The sequence below is a fragment of the Bacillota bacterium genome (genome assembly GCA_012518215.1).
Classification (GTDB): domain Bacteria; phylum Bacillota; class Dethiobacteria; order DTU022; family PWGO01; genus JAAYSV01.
Genome location: JAAYSV010000024.1, coordinates 1 through 20,613, shown reverse-complemented (window position 1 = coordinate 20,613; position 20,613 = coordinate 1). Strand labels below are relative to the sequence as shown.

Sequence of the window (20,613 nt, the reverse complement as noted above, 5' to 3'; positions counted from 1 at the left end):
CCATCAGTTATACTTTAGTAGAAGTATTTTCGGGAGGATGAAATGTCTGATCATGCCCATGATTACGAGCAGGGGCCGATAAGGCCGCCAAACGAAGCAGGAAGTTTGTTGATCCGTATAAGCCGCAATTGCCCCTGGAATCGCTGTTTGTTCTGCCCGGTGTACAAATTCGATAAATTCAGCCGACGTTCCATGGAGGATATAAAAAAAGATATTGATGTCATAGCCAGACACGTTGAAGAGGCTGCTGAACTGCTGTCAATAGATAGCGGCGGCGGGGGGCAAGGTATAGCAAAGGGAGTAAACACCATCTACAATCAGCGGCCGGAACTGTTGTCCGTGGCCAACTGGCTGTTGAATGCAGAAGGAACCGTGTTTCTGCAGGATGCCGATAACCTGGTGTACAATGGCGATACTCTCGGTGAGATAATTACATATATCAAGGAAAAAATCAGAGGTGTCACGAGGATAACAACCTATGCCCGCGCCAAGTCTCTGGCGAAAAGAAGCCTGAAAGAATTGAAATCAATAAAGGAGGCCGGATTGACACGAGTCCATGTGGGGCTCGAGTCGGGTTGCAACGAGGTCCTGAGCTTCATGAGAAAAGGGGTAACAGCCGAGGAACATGTGGAGGCAGGACGGAAAGCCAGGGAAGCCGGGTTGATTCTCAGTGAATATGTTATTTTGGGCCTGGGGGGAGAAAAATACTGGATGGATCATGCTCTGCAAACAGCGGAAGTGTTGAACCAGATTGATCCCGATTATATCAGGCTGCGCACGCTGGCCGTTCACCCCTTTTCGCCCTTGATAGAAGCGTTGCAGGATGGTTCATTTACCCCATTGGCGGATGAACAGGTTTTGCGTGAAGAAAGAATATTGCTGGAAAAACTGGAAGGCATCAGCAGTGAATTGCACAGTGATCATATCCTCAACCTCTTGCAGGAAGTCGAAGGGGTGTTTCCGGAGGGTAAAAAGGCCATGCTAGATACGATAGATGCTTACATGTCCCTCCCGGAAGAAGAAAGAGAGCTGTTCCGCCTGGGGCGTCGGACGGGGGTGTTCCGCTGCCTCGGAGACAGGGAAAATCCATTACTGAGGAGAAGAGCAGAAGTGTTGCTCATGCAAGTCAAGGGGAAAGGCCTATCTGTGGATGAGTTTATCAGCGATATTGTCACCAACTATCTCTGAAAACATTTGTAAAGGAGTGACAGGTATGATTCCCGTGAAGGTGAAAGAGGTTGTTCTGGATCAGTCGCATAGCCCTCTGCTACTACTGGTAGATTTCGATGAGGCGATTGTTCTGCCCGTGGGAATTGGTTTCTGGGAAGCGCAAGCAATAATTATGAAACTGCAGGGTAATTTGCTGCCCCGCCCCATGACCCACGACCTTATGAGTTCGATCTGTAGCCATCTTGGGGCAAGTTTAAGCAAAGTAATTATTAACGATATAAAAGATGATACATTTTTTGCAGAATTGTATTTCACCAAAGACGACAGTGAGATAATTGTCGATGCTCGTCCAAGTGATGCCATAGCGTTGGCACTGACCGTCGGGTCCCCTATTTATATTACCGATAAAGTTGCCGCTTACACGATCTCGATTGATGATCTGGTAGAGGAAAAGGGCGTTTTTGATTTTGAGGATTCCGATGAGGGCGGTCCACATCTTCATTGAAATATCATCTTCCACTCTTTGGCTATAGCAAAAAAAATGGGGAACGATGTTCATGATCGGGGTTTGCAGACTGGAGATCTATATCGCAGAATCTACTTCACTGAAAGACAAACGAAGGATTGTCAAGAGCCTTTTGCAGCGCGTAAGGCAAAGATTCAATGCTACCGTGAATGAAATCGGCAGCCATGATCTGTGGCAGATTTCGGAAATAGAAGTTGCCACATCGGCAACAGACAGGGCCGGGGCAGAAAAAGTGCTGCAAGAAATCATCAAGTTCGCGGAAGCCGACGGCCGGGTGGAAATAATAAACTACGGGTCATGCTATTATTGATGTGGAAGAAGGAAAGGGATGGCATCCTGGCATGGTTGTCCTCAAGGCGATCGAATTTGCAAAACATCTTGTTGGGGCGACACTTGGCCCCGGGGGTTCTGCCGTCGATGCTACCGCCGGCAACGGAAATGACACCTTGTTGCTGGCCAGAATAGTGGGCAGGGAAGGCCGCGTCTATGCTTTTGATATACAGAGGGAAGCCCTGAACATTACCAGGAGCAAACTGGTCAATGAAAATCTTGCTGATCACGTGTTGCTGATAAATGATGGGCATGAAAATATGGACAAACATGTCTCCGGACGGCTTGATGCCGTGATGTTCAACCTGGGATATCTCCCCGGTGGCAATCACAATCTGGTTACCAGACCTGCCTCAACATTGAAAGCAGTTGATATATCACTCCGATTGATCAACAGGGGTGGCATCATTACCATAGTGTCCTACAGCGGGCATCCCGGCGGCATGGAGGAAAGAGAGCAGCTGGCCGGGATGCTTGAGAATCTGGACCAGAAGCAATATCAGGTCTTGCATTATTCCATCATCAATCAAAAAAACCATCCTCCCCGGTTGTTTGCCATTCAGAAATTATGATCATGCTATTTGCCGTGAGCAGTTGTTGGACCGCCGGATAGGGGTGAAAGTACCCGAGTTTTCAAATCATTTCCATTTTCCCGTCCGGCATTCTGTATGATTTGTAAAAGCAAACAAAAGATGATATTATTTATACACAAATATCTGTTTTTGTTCTGATTTAAAATAACAGCCAGAATGGTGTCAAGGGGGGATTCCATGCTTCGCCAGTTGCCTCCAAAGTGGATCATAAAAAGACTACCCATTTATTTGCGTATCCTCGATGACCTGAAAAAGCGGGATATTACCATTATATCCTCGCATCAACTGAGCCGGGAAACCGGTTTTTCCGCTGAACAGATCAGAAAGGATCTGGCTTATTATGGCGCTTTTGGAACGAGGGGAGTAGGATACAGAACGGGCTATCTGAGGGAAAAATTGTTGAAAATAACCGGTCTGGAAAAAGTAAGAAATGCCGTTTTGATCGGGGCCGGGCATCTGGGAATTGCTTTTGCGAGATATATCATAACAAAAAACCCTTATATCGATATTGCAGGTATCTTCGACAACGACCCTGAAGTAATTGGCCAGACAGTGGTTGGTATCCGCATTCAACCCATGGAAAAGATTGAACAGACCATAGAAACAAGGGATGTCAAAGTGGCTATCATAAGCGTTCCCGTCGATGTCGCCCAGGAGGTAATTGATCTGGTAGTTGGGTATGGAATAAAAGCCATATTGAATTTTGCGCCGTTGAATATCAGTGTGCCGGAGAACGTATTCGTGCATAACGTGGATTTGACCAATGAGTTGCAGAGCCTGGTTTATTACAGCACTGCCGATAGCAGGGAGAACAGTAATTTGAAAAAATAAAATGAACGATGTGTGCATCGCCTTCCATGGTGTTTGCAGTGGCGGCCCATGGCAATTTTCAGAACGGAGCCGGAACCGGGGGTATCGAAATACACCGCGAGCATACAGTGGACACGATCAAAGATTTGCCCCTGTCCCGATTGACTTTATTTACATTATCAGATATAATCCTTTAGAGTCCGGAGCTGTGGTGTAGCGGTTAACATGCCGGCCTGTCAAGCCGGAGATCGCGGGTTCAATTCCCGTCAGCTCCGCCAGCTGCCGAGATAGCTCAGTAGGTAGAGCAGCGGACTGAAAATCCGCGTGTCCCCAGTTCGATTCTGGGTCTCGGCACCATACAATAATATAAGCGGAAGTGGCTCAGTGGTAGAGCATCGCCTTGCCAAGGCGAGGGTCGCGGGTTCGAATCCCGTCTTCCGCTCCATTTTTCAGGCGACATAGCCAAGCGGTAAGGCAGAGGACTGCAAATCCTTTATCCCCGGTTCGAATCCGGGTGTCGCCTCCATTTTTTTTGCCGGGGTGGCGGAACAGGCAGACGCAAGGGACTTAAAATCCCTCGGGTATGCAATACCTGTACCGGTTCGAGTCCGGTCCCCGGCACCATTTTTATGGCTATCACCCTGGCCGCATTTTTCGTCTTTTCACGGTACTTTCTTGTTCGTTGATTTTGCTGTCAAGGAAACTCCCCGCCGGAAACTATTTTTATATCTAGTTCTTCTGTCAAATCCCAAATATTTGTCCCCTTTTTCAGGGTTCAGGCATCTAATGATTAATAGGCAGGCGCCGGAGGTATTTTGTATTGATCAGTAAAGAGGGAAAGGGGAATAAATATGACCAGGAAAATCGTTTTGGATCCGGGACATGGGGGGAAGGATCCCGGGGCAGTGGGGTATCTGGAGGAGAAGGTTATCAATTTGCAACTGGGAATTCTGTTGAGAACCAGGCTGGTTGAAGATTACATCTGCGAGGTGCGTCTTACCAGGGAAAACGACTTGAGTCTTTCGCTTGCGGAAAGGGCCGGGATGGCCAACCGCTGGGGAGCGGATTTTTTTCTGGCGTTACATTCCAACGCCGGTGGTGGAAGCGGCTACGAGGATTTTATCTACTCGGGCAGGGTTCCACAGGAAACTATCGTTGCCCGGGACAGGATTCACCCCTTTGTTGCCGGGGTATGGACAGGGGCGGGGCGACCGGATCGGGGGAAAAAAAGAGCCAACTTTTATCTCCTGCGAGAAACAAAGATGGCGGCAATGTTGGTGGAAAATGGTTTTGTGGATAATGCGGAAGATGCACGGCTGCTGAAAGATGCCGCATTTCAGAAGGCTCTGGCAGCCGGAATGGCCCGGGGGATAGCCACGGCCCTCGGTCTGCCCAAAGCGGACAAAACACCGCAGAAAAAAACATTCTATCGCGTTATTGCCGGTTCTTTCATGGAGCGGAAAAACGCCGAACGCCGTCAGGCGGAATTGAACAGGGCTGGATTTGACTCTTTTATTGATATATACAGATTTTGACGATAGGGGTTATTCGGCGAGATGTAAGTTTTTATGCCATATTTGATCTTTTTCGCGCTTTTTAGGAGCGGAATATGCCATCATAATGGAACCTGGAAAGATGAAAATCAATTTTCTGTCCGTTGATGAATATACCGATGGTTTTACATCTGGAAATCAATTCCCCCAGGTGCAGAACATTTTTGTAGTCATATTCGAAGTCATTGAAATCAGGTTCAATCTGGTTGAAGTATCATCCGGGAATTATCGGGCAAATGGCGCCAAAGGAGCTTGCAATTTTCATAATTGCGAGAGGGAGACTTGCAAAACTGCGTTATAAAGTTTAATTCCAATTTCAATGATCGGCTCAACTTTGTTTTTTCCACCTCTCATCCAACGCTTTATTTATGGCCCTGTTTATGATTCTCTCCAACTCTTTCCAGTCCAGGCCTTCCGTGTTGACCATGAAGGTGAGGGGTGCGTCCTGGAGGTAGGAGGCGGGAGCGGCGGGGGGGCGGGGGTCATCGCTACGGTTGAGAATATAGTCAACCGAGCAGTTGAAAATGTCGGCAAATTTTTGCAAGGTTTCGATATCAGGTTTTGCACGGCCAACCTCGTAATGACCAATGGTTTGCTGAGACAGATTTACCAACTCTGCCAACTCTCTTTGCGTTAACCCCTTGTTTTCTCTAAGTGATTTTAAACGTTTCCCAAGCGTAGCAAGCACCTCCCTCGTTGATTATACTATGCGCAATAGTATAAAAAAATAATTACTAACAATATCAGTAAAAGGGGTTGACATACTCACCCGATGAGCATACACTCGTATCAGATGTGCCCCACCGTGAGTTAAGGAAAGTTACAGGACGGTGAAAATATTGGTAACAAGAATATATCTTGTCGAGGCCCGTGGAAAGCGGACCCGAACAAGGATGGCCAGATCAGTTGGTGTTGAGCAACAGACATGCTCACATCGGGAACGGACCGGGATCTGTGGTAACAAATTTATAAAGATTTTGATGGTAGTGGTTGTTTAAGAGATGGATGTTTTCATGCCGACAAAATTATTCGTTAATACTGTCTGCAAACGGGGCATACAGATAATGAAAAGATTTTTTCATGAAAAGGTGTGATGGAGCCTTGTCCTTCAGATTGTTTGCCGACATCGAAAAGAAGAGGAAAGAATTGTACAGTATGAAGGAAAAAAGTACCTTTACGGATCGGGGTATGCTGGGAACAAGCAGGGAATTGGACCTTCTGATCGGGAAGTATTACGTGCAAAAGAAGGGCAGGAAGTAATGTACGTTGAATTTTGATTGGCTATCTTGTTGGGTTTTGTGATCGATGTAGCAATTTTTGTTCATTGAAGATTGGACTTTCGGTAGGGAAGGTAGAGGTTGTTTTGCCAATATATTATGTCATGGCCGGGATTCTTTGGTTGTACCGAAAAGGCTTGCTCTGGAGAACAGGGTTCCCGGGCCGACACCGGTTTGATTACGATGTGGACCCAAAAAGGCTTTCCTGAATCGATTGACATCATCAAGCGGTAAATGCTAAAATGGTTGGCGAGAGGCATAGTTGCGCCTGTAGCTCAGGGGGAGAGTGCCTGCTTGACACGCAGGAGGTCGGAGGTTCAAAACCTCCCGGGCGCACCATCAACAGATACAGCGGTGGGTATATTTCCACCGCTGTATCTGTTTTATTTGCTGGAAAGATGGCTTGCAACCGGATTTTCCGATCCGTACATTTTCCTGTGAACGGCCGTAGCCATCATCGGGATTCCGCGGGTTCATGGAAAGGCTCCAGGGTGAATTCATGGGTGTATTCCCTGCCGGAAGGAAGCGTATATTCGGGGTGTGTCCTGGCTCCCCAGGAATCATCTCCTCCCACACCCATCTGCCTGTAATCAATGTTCAATACTGAAAATTTTTCCCGGGGCAGATCGCCGATATGGCGGGCTTTCTGAAGATCCTGGCGAGTATATTTCCATATCGAGAAGTCGAAAGTGGGCCTGCCGATGATTTTAAGTCCCGAGTTTTGCTCATCGGTCAAAGTCAACCAGCGGGCATCGCTGCGATTTCCGTTTTCCTGCGGCCGGACATAATCATGTGTCATCTGATCGGCCTTGCTCCTGTAGATGCCAATTTTTGCTCCTGTTTTCCGGTCCCAGTAGGTTTCATGTTCACCCAGGCCGTACCATTGAACATTGTTGAGTTTACCGTTGATTCGTGTTTCCATACCTATGCGGGGGATCTGTCGGTGGCCACCGGCACTGCTGAAGGTCATTTCCACGTCCAGCCTTCCGTTGCCCCATATTGTATAGACCAAGGAGACGGTACCCATCATTTGCCGCAACCTGTACAACGTTTCTATTTTCTTCATTGTCCTGCGGTCTTCTATTATTTTCAAATGCTTCAGTTTCATCACGTCGGCAGCTTTCTCCCACCTTTTGAGCCGCCGGGGCATTCTGTTGCCGATGTCATTGTCCGTGGGAACCCTCCAGAAGTTGGGTTTCAGTTTGCCTTGCAGCATTTCCTTTCCATCAACGACATAGCTTTCAAGGTATCCATCATTCTTCGAGAAGGCCATTTTGAAATTGGCTCCGCTGGCCTGCAACATGGCCGGTTGATCTTTCAGGGCGAATCCCGGGCCGGTTCCGGTTGATTCAGTTTTGCCTTCCATGGTTTCGAGGGAAAATTCGGCGAAGGCAATTTCATGCCCTGCTTTGGCCCAAAGGGTATCATGAGTCAGTTTGAATATGAAGCGGAGATGATATTCATCGAAGGACATCAAAATTTCCGGTTCATTGTAAGGGATGTGAAAGGATTTTTCCTGCTGGGGGGCAATTCCGGAGATATCGATTGGCCCCGTGCGGATAATTTTCCCGTTTTCAAGCAATTCCCAGTGGGCATCCACATCGCCCAGGTCTTTGAAGTAATTCTTGTTCCTGATGACGAATTTTTCTGCTTTCCCGGGGGGGAGGTTTTCGTGGCCGTTTTTGGGCCGGACGGAGATATTCTGATAGACTTTCTTGACTTCGTGCATGGCGGGACTCGGGGTCCTGTCCGGGCGGACGATACCGTTGCAGCAGAAGTTGCCATCGTTGGGGGTGTCGCCGAAATCACCGCCGTAGTACCAGTTGGGATCACTTTCGCTCTGCCCCGGTTTCCTCAGGCCCTGGTCCACGAAATCCCAGATGCAGCCTCCCTGCAGCGATCTATTTTCCGGGGCTTCGATTATGTCCCAGTAATCCTGAAGGTTGCCGGTACTGTTGCCCATGGAATGGGCATATTCGCATATGATACACGGTTTGCTCCTGTTGGCTCTGTAGAGGATCTTTTTGAAGGTGGGATACATGGTGCTGTAGATATCAACATGTTTCCTGTCGTAAGCACGTTCGTAATGTATGGGACGGGTAGGATCTCTTTGCCTTATCCAGTTACTGCAGCGAACGAAATTCACGCCATCGCCGCCTTCATTGCCCATGGACCAGATGATGATACTGGGAAAATTTTTGTCCCTTTCGAGCATATTCTTGATGCGGTCCAGGTGGGCTTCGGACCAACTTTCATCCCTGGCCAGAGATTGAAGGCCGTATCCATAACCGTGGCTTTCGATGTTGGCTTCATCAATAACATAGAGGCCATAAAGGTCGCAGAGAGCATACCATTGCGGATTGTTGGGGTAATGGCTGGTGCGTACGGTGTTGATGTTGTTCTGCTTCATGATCTCGATATCCCTGACCATGCTTTCAAGGGTTATTGCCCTTCCCGTATGCTGGTCGTGTTCATGGCGGTTGACCCCTTTGATGTAGATGGCTTTCCCATTTACCAGCATCTGTCCATTTTTTATCTCGATTTGACGAAAACCAAAATTGAATCTGCGAATGTCGATAGGTTCCCCGTCTTCATTTTTCAGGATCACGTAGGAAGGGTAGAGGTGCGGTGTTTCGGCAGTCCATTTGTCGGGGTTTTGTACATGGGCCTTCCCTTCCAGGGCGGAAAACTGTAATTCTGTTTCCCCTTGCGGGGCGATGGCCGGCACGGGGTATGATTTTATGAACAAATCGCTTCCGTCAGGTTTTTTCATGTGAAGTTCAACGGTGTAACCGGTGGCGATGTCATCCTTGTGGCAATTTTTGATTTTGATGGAGGCATCGATCTCCGCATCCTGGTAATCATTGATCAGCGAGCTGGTAACAAAGTAATCCTCGATGAATGTCCCGGGGGTGGAAAAGACGAAAACGTCACGGAAAATTCCCGAAAGCCTCCAGAAATCTTGATCTTCCAGATAACTCCCGTCGCACCAGCGGTAAACCTCGACCGCCAGAGAATTTTCTCCCTCGTGAACAAGGTCGGTGATATCAAATTCAGCCGGGGTGTAACTGTCCTGGCTGTAACCAACCTTGATTCCATTCACCCAGAGGTAAAATGCGCTCTCCACTCCCGCAAAATGGATCACGATCCTTCTGTCTTTCCAGTTTGGGGGGATATCGAATGTATGCCGGTAGGAACCCACGGGGTTGTCGCGCCGGATATAGGGGCGGTCTTTGGGAAATGGATAGACGATGTTGGAGTAGATGGGGACATCATATCCCTTGAGCTGCCAGTTGGATGGAACCTCCATCGTATCCCATGATGAATCGTCAAAGTCAATAGCGAAAAATTGATCGGGTTTCCGGGAGACGCTGGAGGCATAATTGAATTTCCAGCTCCCGTTGAGCATGATGACGAATTCCGAATCCTCGATTGTACCTGTAGCCGTTTCGATACTGCTGTACGGCACTCCGGTAGTTCTGGCCGGAAGGCGGTTTATTTGAAAGACATGCTGATTTTCCCAGTCATGGTCTGTTTTCTTTTTGGGAACGGCGGTATTGATGATCAGAAGGACGGCTGCGATGGTTACGGCCAGTACAACAAAAAAATCGAGGGGTAACCCGGGCATATTTTCTCCTCCGTTTTTGTGATCGCCTGTCAGTATTGCACTCTCAAAATAATATTAGCAGCTGTCCATATCACTGTCAAACAGCTGCCGACGGGGGATTTGCATCAGGTTGGCCCCTTGCTGCCTCCCCCGACGCGTGAATACGGGGTGGAAATCATGCCGCTCTCCATTGTACCCGATGTTTCGTTCGCTTCACTCAGGATTCCTCGTTGCATGTGGCGGTCGGAATGAGTGAGGGAAAGCCCGGGATGAGAGGTGGAAAGGGGTGATGAAAAGGGTTCCACATGGGGGAAAGAGTTTTTCCTGTACTTTACTATACAATCATATTTTGTTATATTCTGTTTCAGGGGGCTTCAGAAAAATAAAACGCACATTTTACCAAGATAGCTTTTCCTGCTTGCCAGGGCCGCAACTTGTTTCAGACGGGTTTGCTTGAGTCACGGACTTCTTCAAATCATGAATGGGGTGTTGTTTTATGCCGGCCAACCTTACACCACAGTATCATTCGGCGGAGGAAGCATACAAAAAAGCAAAAACCTCTGCAGAAAAGATTGCTGCACTGAGGGAGATGCTGGCCACAATTCCCAAGCACAAGGGAACGGAGAAACTGCAGGCCGATATCAAGAGCCGCCTGGCACGGCTGCGGGAGGAGAAAGGCAAGAAAAAACAGGCGAAAGTTTACAACCCCTTCAATGTGGACAAGCAAGGAGGCGGCCAGATCGTGCTGGTTGGATATCCCAACACCGGCAAATCGGCTCTCCTGGGAGCCCTTTCCAGAGCCAGGCCGAAGGTTGCCGATTACCCCTACACGACCACCTTGCCATTATCGGGAATGATGCCCTACGAGGATATCTATATACAGCTTGTCGACGGTCCTCCCATAACTGCGGACAATATTCCCACAGGTTTTCTGGGAACGATTCGTGAAGCCGATGCACTCATTCTTCTTGTCGATGCTTCGTCCGACGATTGCCTGGAGCAGTACGAGGGTACACTTTCCATTTTACAGGAAAAACAGGTTATTGACCTCTCCGAGGAAGGAGAATTTATTGCGCCGCAGCCTTTCATGGTTGTGGCTTCAAAGCTTGATGTTCATGGCGCATCCGATAATTTGCAGTTGTTGCGTGAGTTCAAGCCGGAACTGGCCATCCGTGGTGTCTCCACGGAGGGAGAAGGACTGGCGGAGCTGAAGGAGGACATTTTCAAAACAATGAATATTATCCGCGTCTATGGCAAGGCTTCGGGGCGGCCTGCCGATATGGATCGTCCCTTTATCTTGAAAAAAGGCAGCACGGTGATTGATTTTGCGGAAGGGATCCACAAAGATTTTACCCGGAACCTGAAAAATGCCCTTGTCTGGGGCTCGTCAAGGTACGAGGGGCAACCCGTCTCCCGGGATTATATTTTACATGACAGGGATATTGTCGAACTGCAAACGTGAGCGTTCGATCATGCAGGTGCAGTGAAAACTTCCTGTCCTTGAAATTTCATCTCCCGGGCAATGTGGTGGCCGACGGCGGTTTGAAGGCGGAGGATGTCGGTATGCCGGAACTTCCAGCCCGGAAGTAATCCTTGAAGGCAGGAAATATTGATCATGATGCGAATATTATTAGATGTTGGTACCATATTGTTCGGCATGGCATTATAAGGTAAATACAATACTTGCAGAATGGGGATGTATAGAGATTGCCTGATAAACGCATCAACATTGACATCGAAATCGATAGATTCGGGGGACACAGATGTAAAAAGGGCACTTCGCTCAAGGAAATATGGCAGAAAGTTCAACCGCAAAATGCCCCGGCGGCCATTGCCGCGGTTGTGAATGATCGTCCCAGAGATCTCTTTTTTTCGATCGATGAACCGGTGAATATCAAATTTCTTTCTTTCGAGGACAACGAGGGCGCAAAGATTTACTGGCATACCACCAGTCATGTTCTTGCCCAAGCCGTCAAGCGTCTTTACCCCGGGGCAAGGTTGGGTATTGGCCCGGCCATTGAAAATGGTTTTTATTATGATTTTGAATTCCCCGAACCTATCTCCATGGAAGATCTGGAAGCCATTGAAGCGGAGATGAAGAAGATTGTCAAAGAAAATCTTTTCCTGGAGAAGATGGAGATGGATCGCCAGGAGGCCGAAAAATATTTTCGGGAGAAGGATGAGCCCTACAAGCTTGAATTGATCAGGGACTTGCCCGAAGATGAAAAAATTACTTTTTACCGCCAGGGTGATTTCATGGATCTGTGCACAGGCCCTCATCTGCTTTCCACGGGGCGCCTGAAGGCTTTCAAGTTGACCGGGTTGGCCGGGGCTTACTGGAGGGGCAGTGAAAGGAACCCGATGCTGCAGCGTATCTACGGCGTTTCTTTTCCTACCAAACAGTTGCTTGCGGATTATCTGGAACTTCTTGAAGAGGCCAAAAAAAGAGATCATCGCAAGCTTGGCCGCGAGCTGGATCTTTTCAGCCTGCACGAGGAGGCCCCGGGTTTTCCCTTTTTCCACCCCAGAGGCCTGATCATCTGGCATGAGCTGGAAAATTACTGGCGTGAGGAACATGTGCGCGGCGGTTATCAGGAAATCAAGACACCGCTGGTTCTGGACTGCGAACTCTGGAAGCGTTCGGGCCACTGGGATCATTATCGTGAAAACATGTATTTTTCGGAGATAGACGAAAGGGAATTCGCCATCAAGCCGATGAATTGCCCGGGGGCGATGTTGATCTATCTTTCGCACCGGCACAGCTACCGGGATCTCCCCCTGCGCATTGCCGAGTTGGGCCAGGTACATCGCCATGAACTTTCGGGTACGTTGCACGGTTTGATGAGAGTCAGGACATTCACACAGGATGATGCCCATCTTTTCATGCTTCCCGAGCAGATCGAGGCGGAAGTCGATGGCATCATCGATATGATTGACCGCATGTATCGCGTTTTTGGTTTCGACTACAGGGTGGAATTGAGCACCCGCCCCGAAAAAGCGATGGGTTCCTCCGAGGACTGGGAGAAGGCGACGACAATTTTGAAACGTGTCCTGGAAAAAAGAAAAAGCAATTTCATGATCAGCGAGGGGGAGGGCGCTTTTTACGGGCCCAAGATAGATTTCCATCTTCGTGACTGCCTGGGTAGATCATGGCAATGCGGCACGGTTCAACTTGATTTTCAGATGCCGGAAAGGTTTGACCTGACCTATATCGGTAAAGATGGCCAGAAACACAGGCCGGTGATGATACATCGCGTCGTCTACGGAGCCATGGAACGTTTTATCGCTCTGTTGATCGAGCATTATGGAGGTGCTTTCCCGACCTGGTTGGCGCCCCTGCAGGTTGTTGTTCTGCCCCTGACCGAGAATCAGTATGAAAACGCTTTTTCCCTGGGAGAACTGTTAAAGAAGGAAGGATTCCGTGTGGAGGTTGACGGTCGCAATGAGAAATTGGGCTACAAGATCCGTGAAGCGCAGCTGAAGAAAATACCTTACATGCTGGTTATCGGCCCCAGAGAGGTGGAAACAGGGAAGGCGGCTTTGAGACACCGCCGGAAAGGCGATCTGGGGGTGGTGGAGGTGGATGATTTTGTCCGGGATTTGCACGATGAGGTAAGATCCAAACGGTTGCCGCCGGATTACAAAAATACTTGAAAAGGATATGATCGAAGATGCCCTCTTACATTGATATTCTGTTGTTCTTGCTGGGAGTTCTGGCAGGACTGATAATTGTTGCTGTTATCAATACCATCAGGATCGGTCTGAAAAAAACGCAGGGTGAACAGCGCCCGGCCATAGGGGTGACCGAGTCGGAACTGGCACACTATGCCGATGGCCTGTCGAAGATGGTGCAGATACCCACTGTCTCTTCCCCCGAAGACCTGACCGAATTTTACAGGTTGCACAGGTGCATGGAGGAGCTTTTTCCCCTTGTTCACCAGAATCTGGAGAAGATCGATCTGAACGGCAATCTTCTGTTTAAATGGAAGGGCCGTGATGCTTCGTTGAAACCGATCGTGTTGATGGGGCATCAGGATGTGGTTCCGGCTTCGGATGAAGGGTGGGACTATCCTGCTTTTTCCGGGCAGCAGGTTGACGGACGAATTTACGGCCGTGGGTCGCTGGATTGCAAGTGCACGGTTTATTCAGAATTTCAAGCGGTTGAGGAGCTCCTTGCCGAGGGGTTCCAGCCGGACTTTGATGTTTATCTTGCCGCTTCCACGGATGAGGAAATTTCGGGCACTGGTGCGCCGGACACGGTCGATTACCTGAAAAGCAAGGGCGTGGAATGTGCACTGGTCATGGACGAGGGAGGAGCCATCGTGGAGAATGTTTTCCCCGGACTGAAACGCCCCCTGGCGGTGATCGGTATCATGGAGAAGGGGTATGTGGACGTAACCTTCACTGCTTCGGGGAAGGGGGGGCATTCCAGTGCACCACCTCGCAATACGCCACTGGAGCGGATAGCCGCTTTCGTTACCAGGGTGAGCAAGAAAAAACCATTCAAGAAGCAGTTTGCACCCGAGGTTCTGGAAATGTTCAAGAAGATGGCTCCCGATCTGATATTTCCTTTGCGCCTGGTGGTGGGCAATATGTGGTTGTTCAAACCCCTGGTAAAAGTGGTGTTGCCCCTGGCTTCGGCACAGGCCCTAGCTTTCATTTCCACCACATGTGCATTTACCATGTGCAAAGGAAGCGATGCACCCAATGTGATCCCCAAGGAAGCTCATGTTACGGCCAATCTGCGTGTATGTGATCATCAGGATGCCGATGAATCACTGGCTGTGCTGAATAAAATTGCTCGCAAATACGATCTTCGGCATACCATACTTGAAAAACGCAATGCTTCACCCAAGGTTGACACCGGGGGCATGGTGTACAAACAACTTGAAGAGAGCATTGCCAGATGTTTCCCCGATCTGGGGGTTGTTCCCTATATACTGATGGGGGGGACAGATTGCCGTTTCTATACGGCCGTTTCGGAGAACGCTATCCGCTTCAGCCCCATACGCATGAACCAGCAACAGCTGAATTCCACACATGGCATAAATGAAAATATATTTATCAAGGCTCTTGGCGACAGCGTCAAGTTTTACAAGTACCTGATCATGAATTTTCAAAGCGAAAGCAGGGGTAATTCTGTTGAAAGTAAATAGATCGATGTCGGTCGGATTTTTATTCATGGTCTTTTTTTTGCTTGTATTCATTGCTGCCTGCGATTCCAGCCGGGCCATGACGGGAGAGGACTATACCATTCCCCAGCTTGACCTGAGCCAGAGGCCCGATGACCTGCATCCCCGATATGATTACCTTTTCGAGAACGTGATCGTCGACAATTCCGGTGATTATCTCGGGCATCCAGACAGTGTACTGCTCGAGAACGGTGATATTTTGACCATGTACCCGGAGGGTCATGGCAAGGGGCCTGTTCGGACCAGGATCAGCACGGATGGGGGCAAAACATGGAAAGATGGCCCGGGGAAAACTCCCGGGTCGTGGGTGGGCTCGCGTGAAACCCCCACCGTCTATCGTTTGGAGTTTTCCGATGAGCGGGCAACGGACAGGTTGATCATGATCTCCGGGAACCCCAAATGGCCGCGCGAGTCCACAGAAGGTGGGTTCAACTGCTCCATATCGGAAAATGAAGGACAGAGTTGGTCGGAGTTTGAACTGTTTTACGACCATTCCAGTTCCAGGAAGGTTGTGCCGATCGTGGCCATGGCCTCGCTGACCAGGCTTAAAGAGGACGGGGAGTTTGTGGATAAATGGATGGGGCTTTTCCATGACCGGAATTTTATCAATTACAGGACAGTGCTGTCTTTTGATGAAAACGGAAGGATGCAATGGAGTGAACCTTGCCCCTATTTCGGCGAATTCCGCAATATCGAAAAACAGGCAGCCATGTGTGAGGTGGAGGTCATCCGCTCCGATGGCGGGCAAGGGGACGAGCTCTGCCTCATAGCCAGAAGTAACGGAAAGCATGGCCGCAAGAATAACAACTCGCTCGTGTCATTTTCACAGGATGAAGGGGAAACCTGGTCCGTGCCGCAGGAGGTTCCGGCCGCGCTCAATGGTGAGCGCCACAAGGCGGTCTATACCAAGGATGGGCGTCTCTTTATCACCTTTCGTTCGATAGAACGTGCCCCGGAGAAACTTGAAAGGTATGCAGAAGGGAAAAAGAAAAGCAACTGGTACAGCGAAGGCTGGGTTGCCTGGGTGGGTACCTACGAAGACCTCAAGGAGGGAACGGAGGGGCAGTATCGCATCAAGATAGCTCATACGTATCTGGATGGCCAGGAAGTTCCCGCGATGGCGGCCAATGCCGATACGGGCTATTGCGGAAATGTCGTCCTTGATGATGGAATGATCGTGACCTGTTCTTACGGGCGCTTTGATCCGCAAGACGTTTTTATTGACAGCAAGGGAAAACCCGTGGTCAGGACTTCGATCGTTTCAAAGTGTATAAACCTTGCCGATACGGATGTGCTGGTCACGATGATGGGTGAATAGCTGCATTGACGGTTGTTTCCAAATGGAATGTTTTTAACAATATCCTGAAGTTGTCGCCTTGTTTTGCGGAAGGTTCCCGGATGGAATGAATTGCCATTGCTCGCGAGCAAATCGGATTTCCGGTTTCTTTTTTCCTGTTATATAATACAAGTATCCGGAGCAACTTTCTCTGTGCGTTCTGTATCCGTTACATAATACCGATGAAATGGGGGCAAGGTATGGAAACTTCTTTCAAAGGCAAAAACGTATATATCACTGGGGGTTCAAGCGGTATCGGATTGTCGTCGGCAAAGCAGCTGGCGGCACGGGGTGCAGATGTTATGATCTTTGCGCGCAATGAGGAACGTTTGAAGGCGGCGGTGGCGGAGATCGGATCGAAGCGAGCTTCCGAGGCGCAACGAGTGTCTTCAAGGCAAATTGATGTGGGCAATCATGATGATGTTTTCAGGGTGATGTCGGGAGCGCTCGAGGAATTCGGTGCCCCCGATCTGTTGATCAACTGTGCCGGCAGGGCATACCCGCAATACTTTGAAAAAATCAGCTATGAGGAATTTGACGGGACGATGAAAACCAATCTTTACGGTATCTGGAATACCTGCGCAGCGCTCGTTCCGGCGATGATGAAAAGGGGAAAGGGGTACATTGTAAATGTTTCTTCCATGGCAGGGTTCATAGGAATTTTTGGATATACTGCCTACAGCGCTTCAAAATTCGGGGTGATCGGATTTTCCGAAGCGCTGCGCAGCGAGCTTCGCCGTTACGGGATCAAAGTGGCGGTGCTCTGCCCGCCGGATACGGATACGCCCGGTTTTGCAACCGAAAACAGGACCAAACCGGAAGAAACGAAAGAAGCTTCCAAGGGGGCGAAGCTGATGTCTCCGGATGAGGTGGCCTCCCAGTTGATCGATGGGCTGAAAAAAGGAAAAGAAATGATCATCCCCGGTACGGAAGGGAAATTCACGTGGCTTCTCAAACGTGTTTTACCATCACTTGTTGATGCAGTACTCAATTCGCAAATCAAAAAGGTGCAGAAAAGATTGCATGCGGAGGGGAAATGATGAAAAATAACAAATTGCAGGGCAAGACCGTCATAATAACCGGAGCAGCCGGGGGTATCGGAACGGCAACGGCGGCTTTGCTGGATTCTCACGGTGCAAACCTGGTGCTGGCAGATATTGATTTTCCCGGATTGGAAAAGGTTGCCGCGGGTTTTTCCAGGAAGCTGCTGGTTGAATGTGATATTACAAAGCGGGAAGATGTTGTTGAGCTCGTTGCCCGTGCGGAGAAGCGATTTAACAAAATTGATGTCCTGGTCAACAATGCGGGCATAATCATTCCCGAGGAGTTTGTGGACAGTAGCTATGAGAATATTGAAAAACAGGTGGCTATCAATCTGATGGGGGCAATCTACGCTACGCGCGAGGTTGTTCCCAAACTTGTAAAAGGTGGTGGCGGGAACATCGTGACCATATCCTCGATGGCGGGGATCGTTCCGGAGACATTCAGTTCCATATATTGTGCCACCAAATTTGCATTGCGCGGGCTCAATCTTACCCTGGCGCTCGAACTGGAGGAGCATAACATTGCCGTATCGACCATTTTCCCCGATTCCACAGATACGCCGATGTTGCGCTATGAAGCGGCCCATGGCGGTTCGCCGCTCACCTTCCTGAGCACCCCGCAGAAACCGGAAGATATTGCCCGTGCGGTGCTGCGGGCGATCACGGCACGGAAACTCGAGCAATATGTGCCTTATTCCTCGGGAATCATGTCGAAAATATTGATGAATGCACCGAAGACAGTCATCAAGCTATGGCCTATCCTTGAAAAAAGCGCGGAGAAGAACAAGGTTGCTTACCAGAAAAAACATAATATCGTGGAAGGAGACAAATAAGATGAGCAATGGCAAAAATAGTTGGATTTCCGTTCTGGCTATCCTGACCGGGATCGGGCTTCTTCTTTTCTGGGTTGGGTTTTTCACCATCGGGCTTGCACCTGCAGACCCGCCGCCGGGTTATTTTGAGTATGAGCATTCTTTCCCGCTGCCGGATATAATACTGGCCCTGGTTCTGATCATCGCCGGCATTCTGATGTTGAAGGAGAATTCTACCGGCAAGTGGCTGGGACTTGTTTGTTCGGGCAGTCTGGTGTTTCTGGGACTGCTGGATTTCAGCTTCAATTTCCAGAACGGCGTCTACGCCCTTTCCACGACGGAGCTGCTGCTGAACGGGGGCATCAATCTCTGGTGCGTGGTTTTCGGGCTGATCATGGCCGTGAAACTGAAACCATTGACACGTTGACGGTGCAGTGCGGTCCCCTGTATATATTGGCCCATGCTGAAAGGCGCTTCGGTTTTCGGCGTCCATTTTGTGGCGTCCATCATTTTTCCGCCGACGTCCGGGCGTCAGGGGTGTCCGGGGCCTGTTCCAGCCATTCCTGGACTTGCTTCTCCGGGTAACGGGAAAAGGCAATAAAGCCGGCCAGGCTGGCCAGTGCGATCACCAGGATGCTGAGCTGAACTCCCAGGGGGTTGGCGATATCCTTGCCAAAAGCGGAAAGCAGGTAGGTGAAGGTAACGCCGGCCAGGGCAATGGTTATCTTCAGCGGGATGGCGCGGGCGCCGAAGAACATTGCTTCGCGGCTCTCACCGGTGCGGGCATGATCTGCACGGGCCAGATCACCGACGGTGGGGTTGATGAGTATGGAAAGGATGGCCAGAGGTAGGCCACAAAGACCGATCATGGCCAGCGCAATGTAATGGGCGACAGGGGTCATGTTGAAACTCAACGGAAAAATCACGATGGTGGCTATTCCGAGAACGAGCAGCCCACCCATGATGACCTTCTTCTTGCCGATCTTTTTCGATACTATGTTTACCAGGGGGAAGCTTAGCAGAGCTACCCCGATGGTCAGTCCGGCCAGTACGGTCATGAAACTTTGAGGTTGTTTGAAGATGACCACGGCATAGTACATCAGGCCGAGGGTTACGATGTTCAGGGCAAATTGCAGGAACACCTCGCCGGCAAGAAAGATACGGAAAGGCCGCACGGCGAAAGTCTTCGCAAAGGATTTCAAGACGCCCATATCGGAAGGCCTGCTGGGCAGGCAGTGTTTTTTTTCATCAAAAGAAAGGGTAATCAGATAAAGAATGATACAGGAGAAGATGGAAAACCCGCATATGGCAAACTGGTAGGCTCTGCGCATACCCATGCCGCTGTTTTCCAGAAAAGTGGTGATCTGGGGGAACAGGATGGTGATGCAGACCATCCCCAACAAACCGAACAGAGCCATGAAAGTGGAGATGTTGATGCGCAGTTCGGGGGTATGGCCCAGCTCGGACATGAGTGCCAGGTAAGGGTTCACGTAAGCGGTGAAGGCGATGTAGAAGAGTCCCATCATCAATGCCAACCAGATCCCGTTCAAAAGCGACTCCTGGCCCGGTTGAGGCGGTGTAAAAACCAGAAACGTTGTCAGGGCAAGAGGTAGAGCGCTGTAAAGAAGGAATACCTTGCGCCGACCAATGCGCGAGCGGCTGTTATCGCTCAGGGTGGCGATGACCGGGTCGGCCAGGCCATCGAGGATCCGTCCCAACAGAAGGGCCGCTCCGGTAATGGTGATCACGCCGAAAAAAGTTCTGTCGGAAACGAGGTTATGTAGTCCCAGTTCTTTTGGCGGCAGGAAATAAAATACGGCATAAAGAATGATCATTCTTTCCAGCAGGGTGAAGGCCAGGCTGCCCAGGGAATAACATATCTGGTTCAACAGCGGTAAAACCTTCGTCTTGTTTTCTTTCACGGGTCTTCCTCCTTCGATATTGTATTATTCTGAACCCTGTGCGAAGTTGTATCCTGATGGTTGCGGCATCAGTTCTGCTCCGTCCGGGTTCCCGGGAATGCTTCGACACAGTCCCGCGGGTTTTCGATTTTCCAGGTTGGCCCGGAGGGGATGATCGGCAATATGGAGATACCATGAATCAAGGTACCTGGCGTCAATATCATCCGCTGTTGCCTTTTGTTTTCATCATCAATGATATATTATCCAAGTTGTTTATACAACTGTTTGCTTTGTTCGGGCAAATCATGGCCGGGTTATGAGAGGCAGCGGATAGTGTGTCAAGGAAAAGGGAAAATGTCCTGAAAACGAGTAAACATTAGCCCCAAGGTATAGCTATAATCAAGAATAATTTGCTGTTGTGTACAGCAAATCTTCGTAGGTTAAGCCCTCTGGAATTTCCCGG

17 protein-coding genes and 6 tRNA genes are annotated in these 20,613 nt (G+C 49.5%); 20 read left to right on the top strand and 3 right to left on the bottom strand.

Annotated elements, in window-relative coordinates:
- Window positions 1-42 precede the first annotated feature (42 nt).
- The 11 genes from GX364_04275 (at window position 43) to GX364_04225 (ending at window position 4,964) form a co-directional block, all read left to right on the top strand.
- Entirely contained in the window at window positions 43-1,188 is a 1,146-nt protein-coding gene (locus GX364_04275; protein NLI70063.1) for a radical SAM protein, read from the top strand.
- A gap of 25 nt (window positions 1,189-1,213) precedes the next feature.
- The gene (locus tag GX364_04270) at window positions 1,214-1,675 is read left to right on the top strand and encodes a bifunctional nuclease family protein (GenBank protein NLI70062.1); all 462 of its coding nucleotides are present in this window, start codon (window positions 1,214-1,216) and stop codon (window positions 1,673-1,675) included.
- 52 nt (window positions 1,676-1,727) lie between these two features.
- On the top strand, window positions 1,728-2,006 hold the full coding sequence (locus GX364_04265; protein NLI70061.1) for a DUF503 domain-containing protein: 279 nt from the start codon (window positions 1,728-1,730) through the stop codon (window positions 2,004-2,006).
- Between the two features lie 31 nt (window positions 2,007-2,037).
- Window positions 2,038-2,598 carry a methyltransferase domain-containing protein gene (locus tag GX364_04260; GenBank protein ID NLI70060.1) on the top strand — a complete coding sequence of 187 codons (561 nt, stop codon included), beginning with the start codon at window positions 2,038-2,040 and terminating at the stop codon, window positions 2,596-2,598.
- A gap of 198 nt (window positions 2,599-2,796) precedes the next feature.
- Complete coding sequence (locus tag GX364_04255; GenBank protein NLI70059.1) at window positions 2,797-3,450, top strand: redox-sensing transcriptional repressor Rex; 654 nt, start codon at window positions 2,797-2,799, stop codon at window positions 3,448-3,450.
- Window positions 3,451-3,631: 181 nt separating this feature from the next.
- A tRNA-Asp gene (locus GX364_04250) sits at window positions 3,632-3,707 on the top strand.
- 3 nt (window positions 3,708-3,710) lie between these two features.
- Window positions 3,711-3,786, top strand: a tRNA-Phe gene (locus GX364_04245).
- A gap of 13 nt (window positions 3,787-3,799) precedes the next feature.
- Window positions 3,800-3,874, top strand: a tRNA-Gly gene (locus GX364_04240).
- A gap of 7 nt (window positions 3,875-3,881) precedes the next feature.
- Window positions 3,882-3,955: transfer RNA gene (locus GX364_04235), tRNA-Cys, on the top strand.
- Between the two features lie 8 nt (window positions 3,956-3,963).
- A tRNA-Leu gene (locus GX364_04230) sits at window positions 3,964-4,053 on the top strand.
- Between the two features lie 227 nt (window positions 4,054-4,280).
- Window positions 4,281-4,964, top strand: coding sequence for an N-acetylmuramoyl-L-alanine amidase (locus GX364_04225; GenBank protein NLI70058.1), 684 nt, complete (start codon window positions 4,281-4,283; stop codon window positions 4,962-4,964).
- A 346-nt stretch (window positions 4,965-5,310) separates the two neighbouring features.
- On the opposite strand, the gene GX364_04220 is transcribed toward GX364_04225, so the two are convergent.
- Window positions 5,311-5,670, bottom strand: a complete 360-nt coding sequence (locus GX364_04220; GenBank protein ID NLI70057.1) for a helix-turn-helix transcriptional regulator — start codon at window positions 5,668-5,670, stop codon at window positions 5,311-5,313.
- Between the two features lie 392 nt (window positions 5,671-6,062).
- Here GX364_04220 and GX364_04215 point away from each other — a divergent pair, with 392 nt between their 5' ends.
- Together GX364_04215 and GX364_04210 are read left to right on the top strand one after the other, a co-directional pair.
- Entirely contained in the window at window positions 6,063-6,242 is a 180-nt protein-coding gene (locus GX364_04215; protein ID NLI70056.1) for an aspartyl-phosphate phosphatase Spo0E family protein, read from the top strand.
- A 281-nt stretch (window positions 6,243-6,523) separates the two neighbouring features.
- Window positions 6,524-6,598: transfer RNA gene (locus GX364_04210), tRNA-Val, on the top strand.
- A gap of 115 nt (window positions 6,599-6,713) precedes the next feature.
- On the opposite strand, the gene GX364_04205 is transcribed toward GX364_04210, so the two are convergent.
- A complete protein-coding gene (locus tag GX364_04205) occupies window positions 6,714-9,887 on the bottom strand; it encodes a DUF4981 domain-containing protein (GenBank protein NLI70055.1) in 3,174 nt (1,057 codons plus the stop codon).
- Window positions 9,888-10,362: 475 nt separating this feature from the next.
- Between GX364_04205 and GX364_04200 the strand changes: the two genes are divergently transcribed.
- The 7 genes from GX364_04200 to GX364_04170 all read left to right on the top strand — a co-directional run bounded on the left by GX364_04200 (window position 10,363) and on the right by GX364_04170 (window position 18,676).
- On the top strand, window positions 10,363-11,328 hold the full coding sequence (locus tag GX364_04200; protein ID NLI70054.1) for a TGS domain-containing protein: 966 nt from the start codon (window positions 10,363-10,365) through the stop codon (window positions 11,326-11,328).
- 266 nt (window positions 11,329-11,594) lie between these two features.
- Complete coding sequence (gene thrS, locus GX364_04195; protein NLI70053.1) at window positions 11,595-13,520, top strand: threonine--tRNA ligase; 1,926 nt, start codon at window positions 11,595-11,597, stop codon at window positions 13,518-13,520.
- Between the two features lie 17 nt (window positions 13,521-13,537).
- On the top strand, window positions 13,538-15,022 hold the full coding sequence (locus GX364_04190; protein NLI70052.1) for a M20/M25/M40 family metallo-hydrolase: 1,485 nt from the start codon (window positions 13,538-13,540) through the stop codon (window positions 15,020-15,022).
- Complete coding sequence (locus GX364_04185; protein ID NLI70051.1) at window positions 15,009-16,376, top strand: exo-alpha-sialidase; 1,368 nt, start codon at window positions 15,009-15,011, stop codon at window positions 16,374-16,376. The genes GX364_04190 and GX364_04185 overlap by 14 nt, the downstream gene beginning before the upstream one ends.
- Window positions 16,377-16,594: 218 nt before the next feature.
- Window positions 16,595-17,434 carry an SDR family oxidoreductase gene (locus GX364_04180; protein ID NLI70050.1) on the top strand — a complete coding sequence of 280 codons (840 nt, stop codon included), beginning with the start codon at window positions 16,595-16,597 and terminating at the stop codon, window positions 17,432-17,434.
- Entirely contained in the window at window positions 17,431-18,270 is an 840-nt protein-coding gene (locus GX364_04175) for an SDR family oxidoreductase (protein ID NLI70049.1), read from the top strand. Before GX364_04180 ends, GX364_04175 begins: the two co-directional genes overlap by 4 nt.
- A 1-nt stretch (window position 18,271) precedes the next feature.
- Window positions 18,272-18,676: a hypothetical protein gene (locus GX364_04170; protein NLI70048.1), complete on the top strand. Its 405-nt coding sequence runs from the start codon at window positions 18,272-18,274 to the stop codon at window positions 18,674-18,676.
- 79 nt (window positions 18,677-18,755) lie between these two features.
- Here the strand turns inward: GX364_04170 and GX364_04165 are convergent, their stop codons facing one another.
- Window positions 18,756-20,171 carry an MFS transporter gene (locus GX364_04165; protein ID NLI70047.1) on the bottom strand — a complete coding sequence of 472 codons (1,416 nt, stop codon included), beginning with the start codon at window positions 20,169-20,171 and terminating at the stop codon, window positions 18,756-18,758.
- Window positions 20,172-20,613: the final 442 nt, after the last annotated feature.

Excerpts from the sequence above, each read along its gene's own strand:
- GX364_04200 (NLI70054.1), top strand. The coding sequence starts at position 10,363 with ATGCCGGCCAACCTTACACCACAGTATCATTCGGCGGAGGAAGCATAC.
- GX364_04170 (NLI70048.1), top strand. The coding sequence starts at position 18,272 with ATGAGCAATGGCAAAAATAGTTGGATTTCCGTTCTGGCTATCCTGACC.
- GX364_04275 (NLI70063.1), top strand. The coding sequence starts at position 43 with ATGTCTGATCATGCCCATGATTACGAGCAGGGGCCGATAAGGCCGCCA.
- GX364_04260 (NLI70060.1), top strand. The coding sequence starts at position 2,038 with ATGGTTGTCCTCAAGGCGATCGAATTTGCAAAACATCTTGTTGGGGCG.
- GX364_04265 (NLI70061.1), top strand. The coding sequence starts at position 1,728 with ATGATCGGGGTTTGCAGACTGGAGATCTATATCGCAGAATCTACTTCA.
- GX364_04255 (NLI70059.1), top strand. The coding sequence starts at position 2,797 with ATGCTTCGCCAGTTGCCTCCAAAGTGGATCATAAAAAGACTACCCATT.
- GX364_04215 (NLI70056.1), top strand. The coding sequence starts at position 6,063 with ATGAAAAGGTGTGATGGAGCCTTGTCCTTCAGATTGTTTGCCGACATC.
- GX364_04270 (NLI70062.1), top strand. The coding sequence starts at position 1,214 with ATGATTCCCGTGAAGGTGAAAGAGGTTGTTCTGGATCAGTCGCATAGC.
- GX364_04225 (NLI70058.1), top strand. The coding sequence starts at position 4,281 with ATGACCAGGAAAATCGTTTTGGATCCGGGACATGGGGGGAAGGATCCC.
- GX364_04205 (NLI70055.1), bottom strand. The coding sequence starts at position 9,887 with ATGCCCGGGTTACCCCTCGATTTTTTTGTTGTACTGGCCGTAACCATC.
- GX364_04175 (NLI70049.1), top strand. The coding sequence starts at position 17,431 with ATGATGAAAAATAACAAATTGCAGGGCAAGACCGTCATAATAACCGGA.
- GX364_04180 (NLI70050.1), top strand. The coding sequence starts at position 16,595 with ATGGAAACTTCTTTCAAAGGCAAAAACGTATATATCACTGGGGGTTCA.
- GX364_04190 (NLI70052.1), top strand. The coding sequence starts at position 13,538 with ATGCCCTCTTACATTGATATTCTGTTGTTCTTGCTGGGAGTTCTGGCA.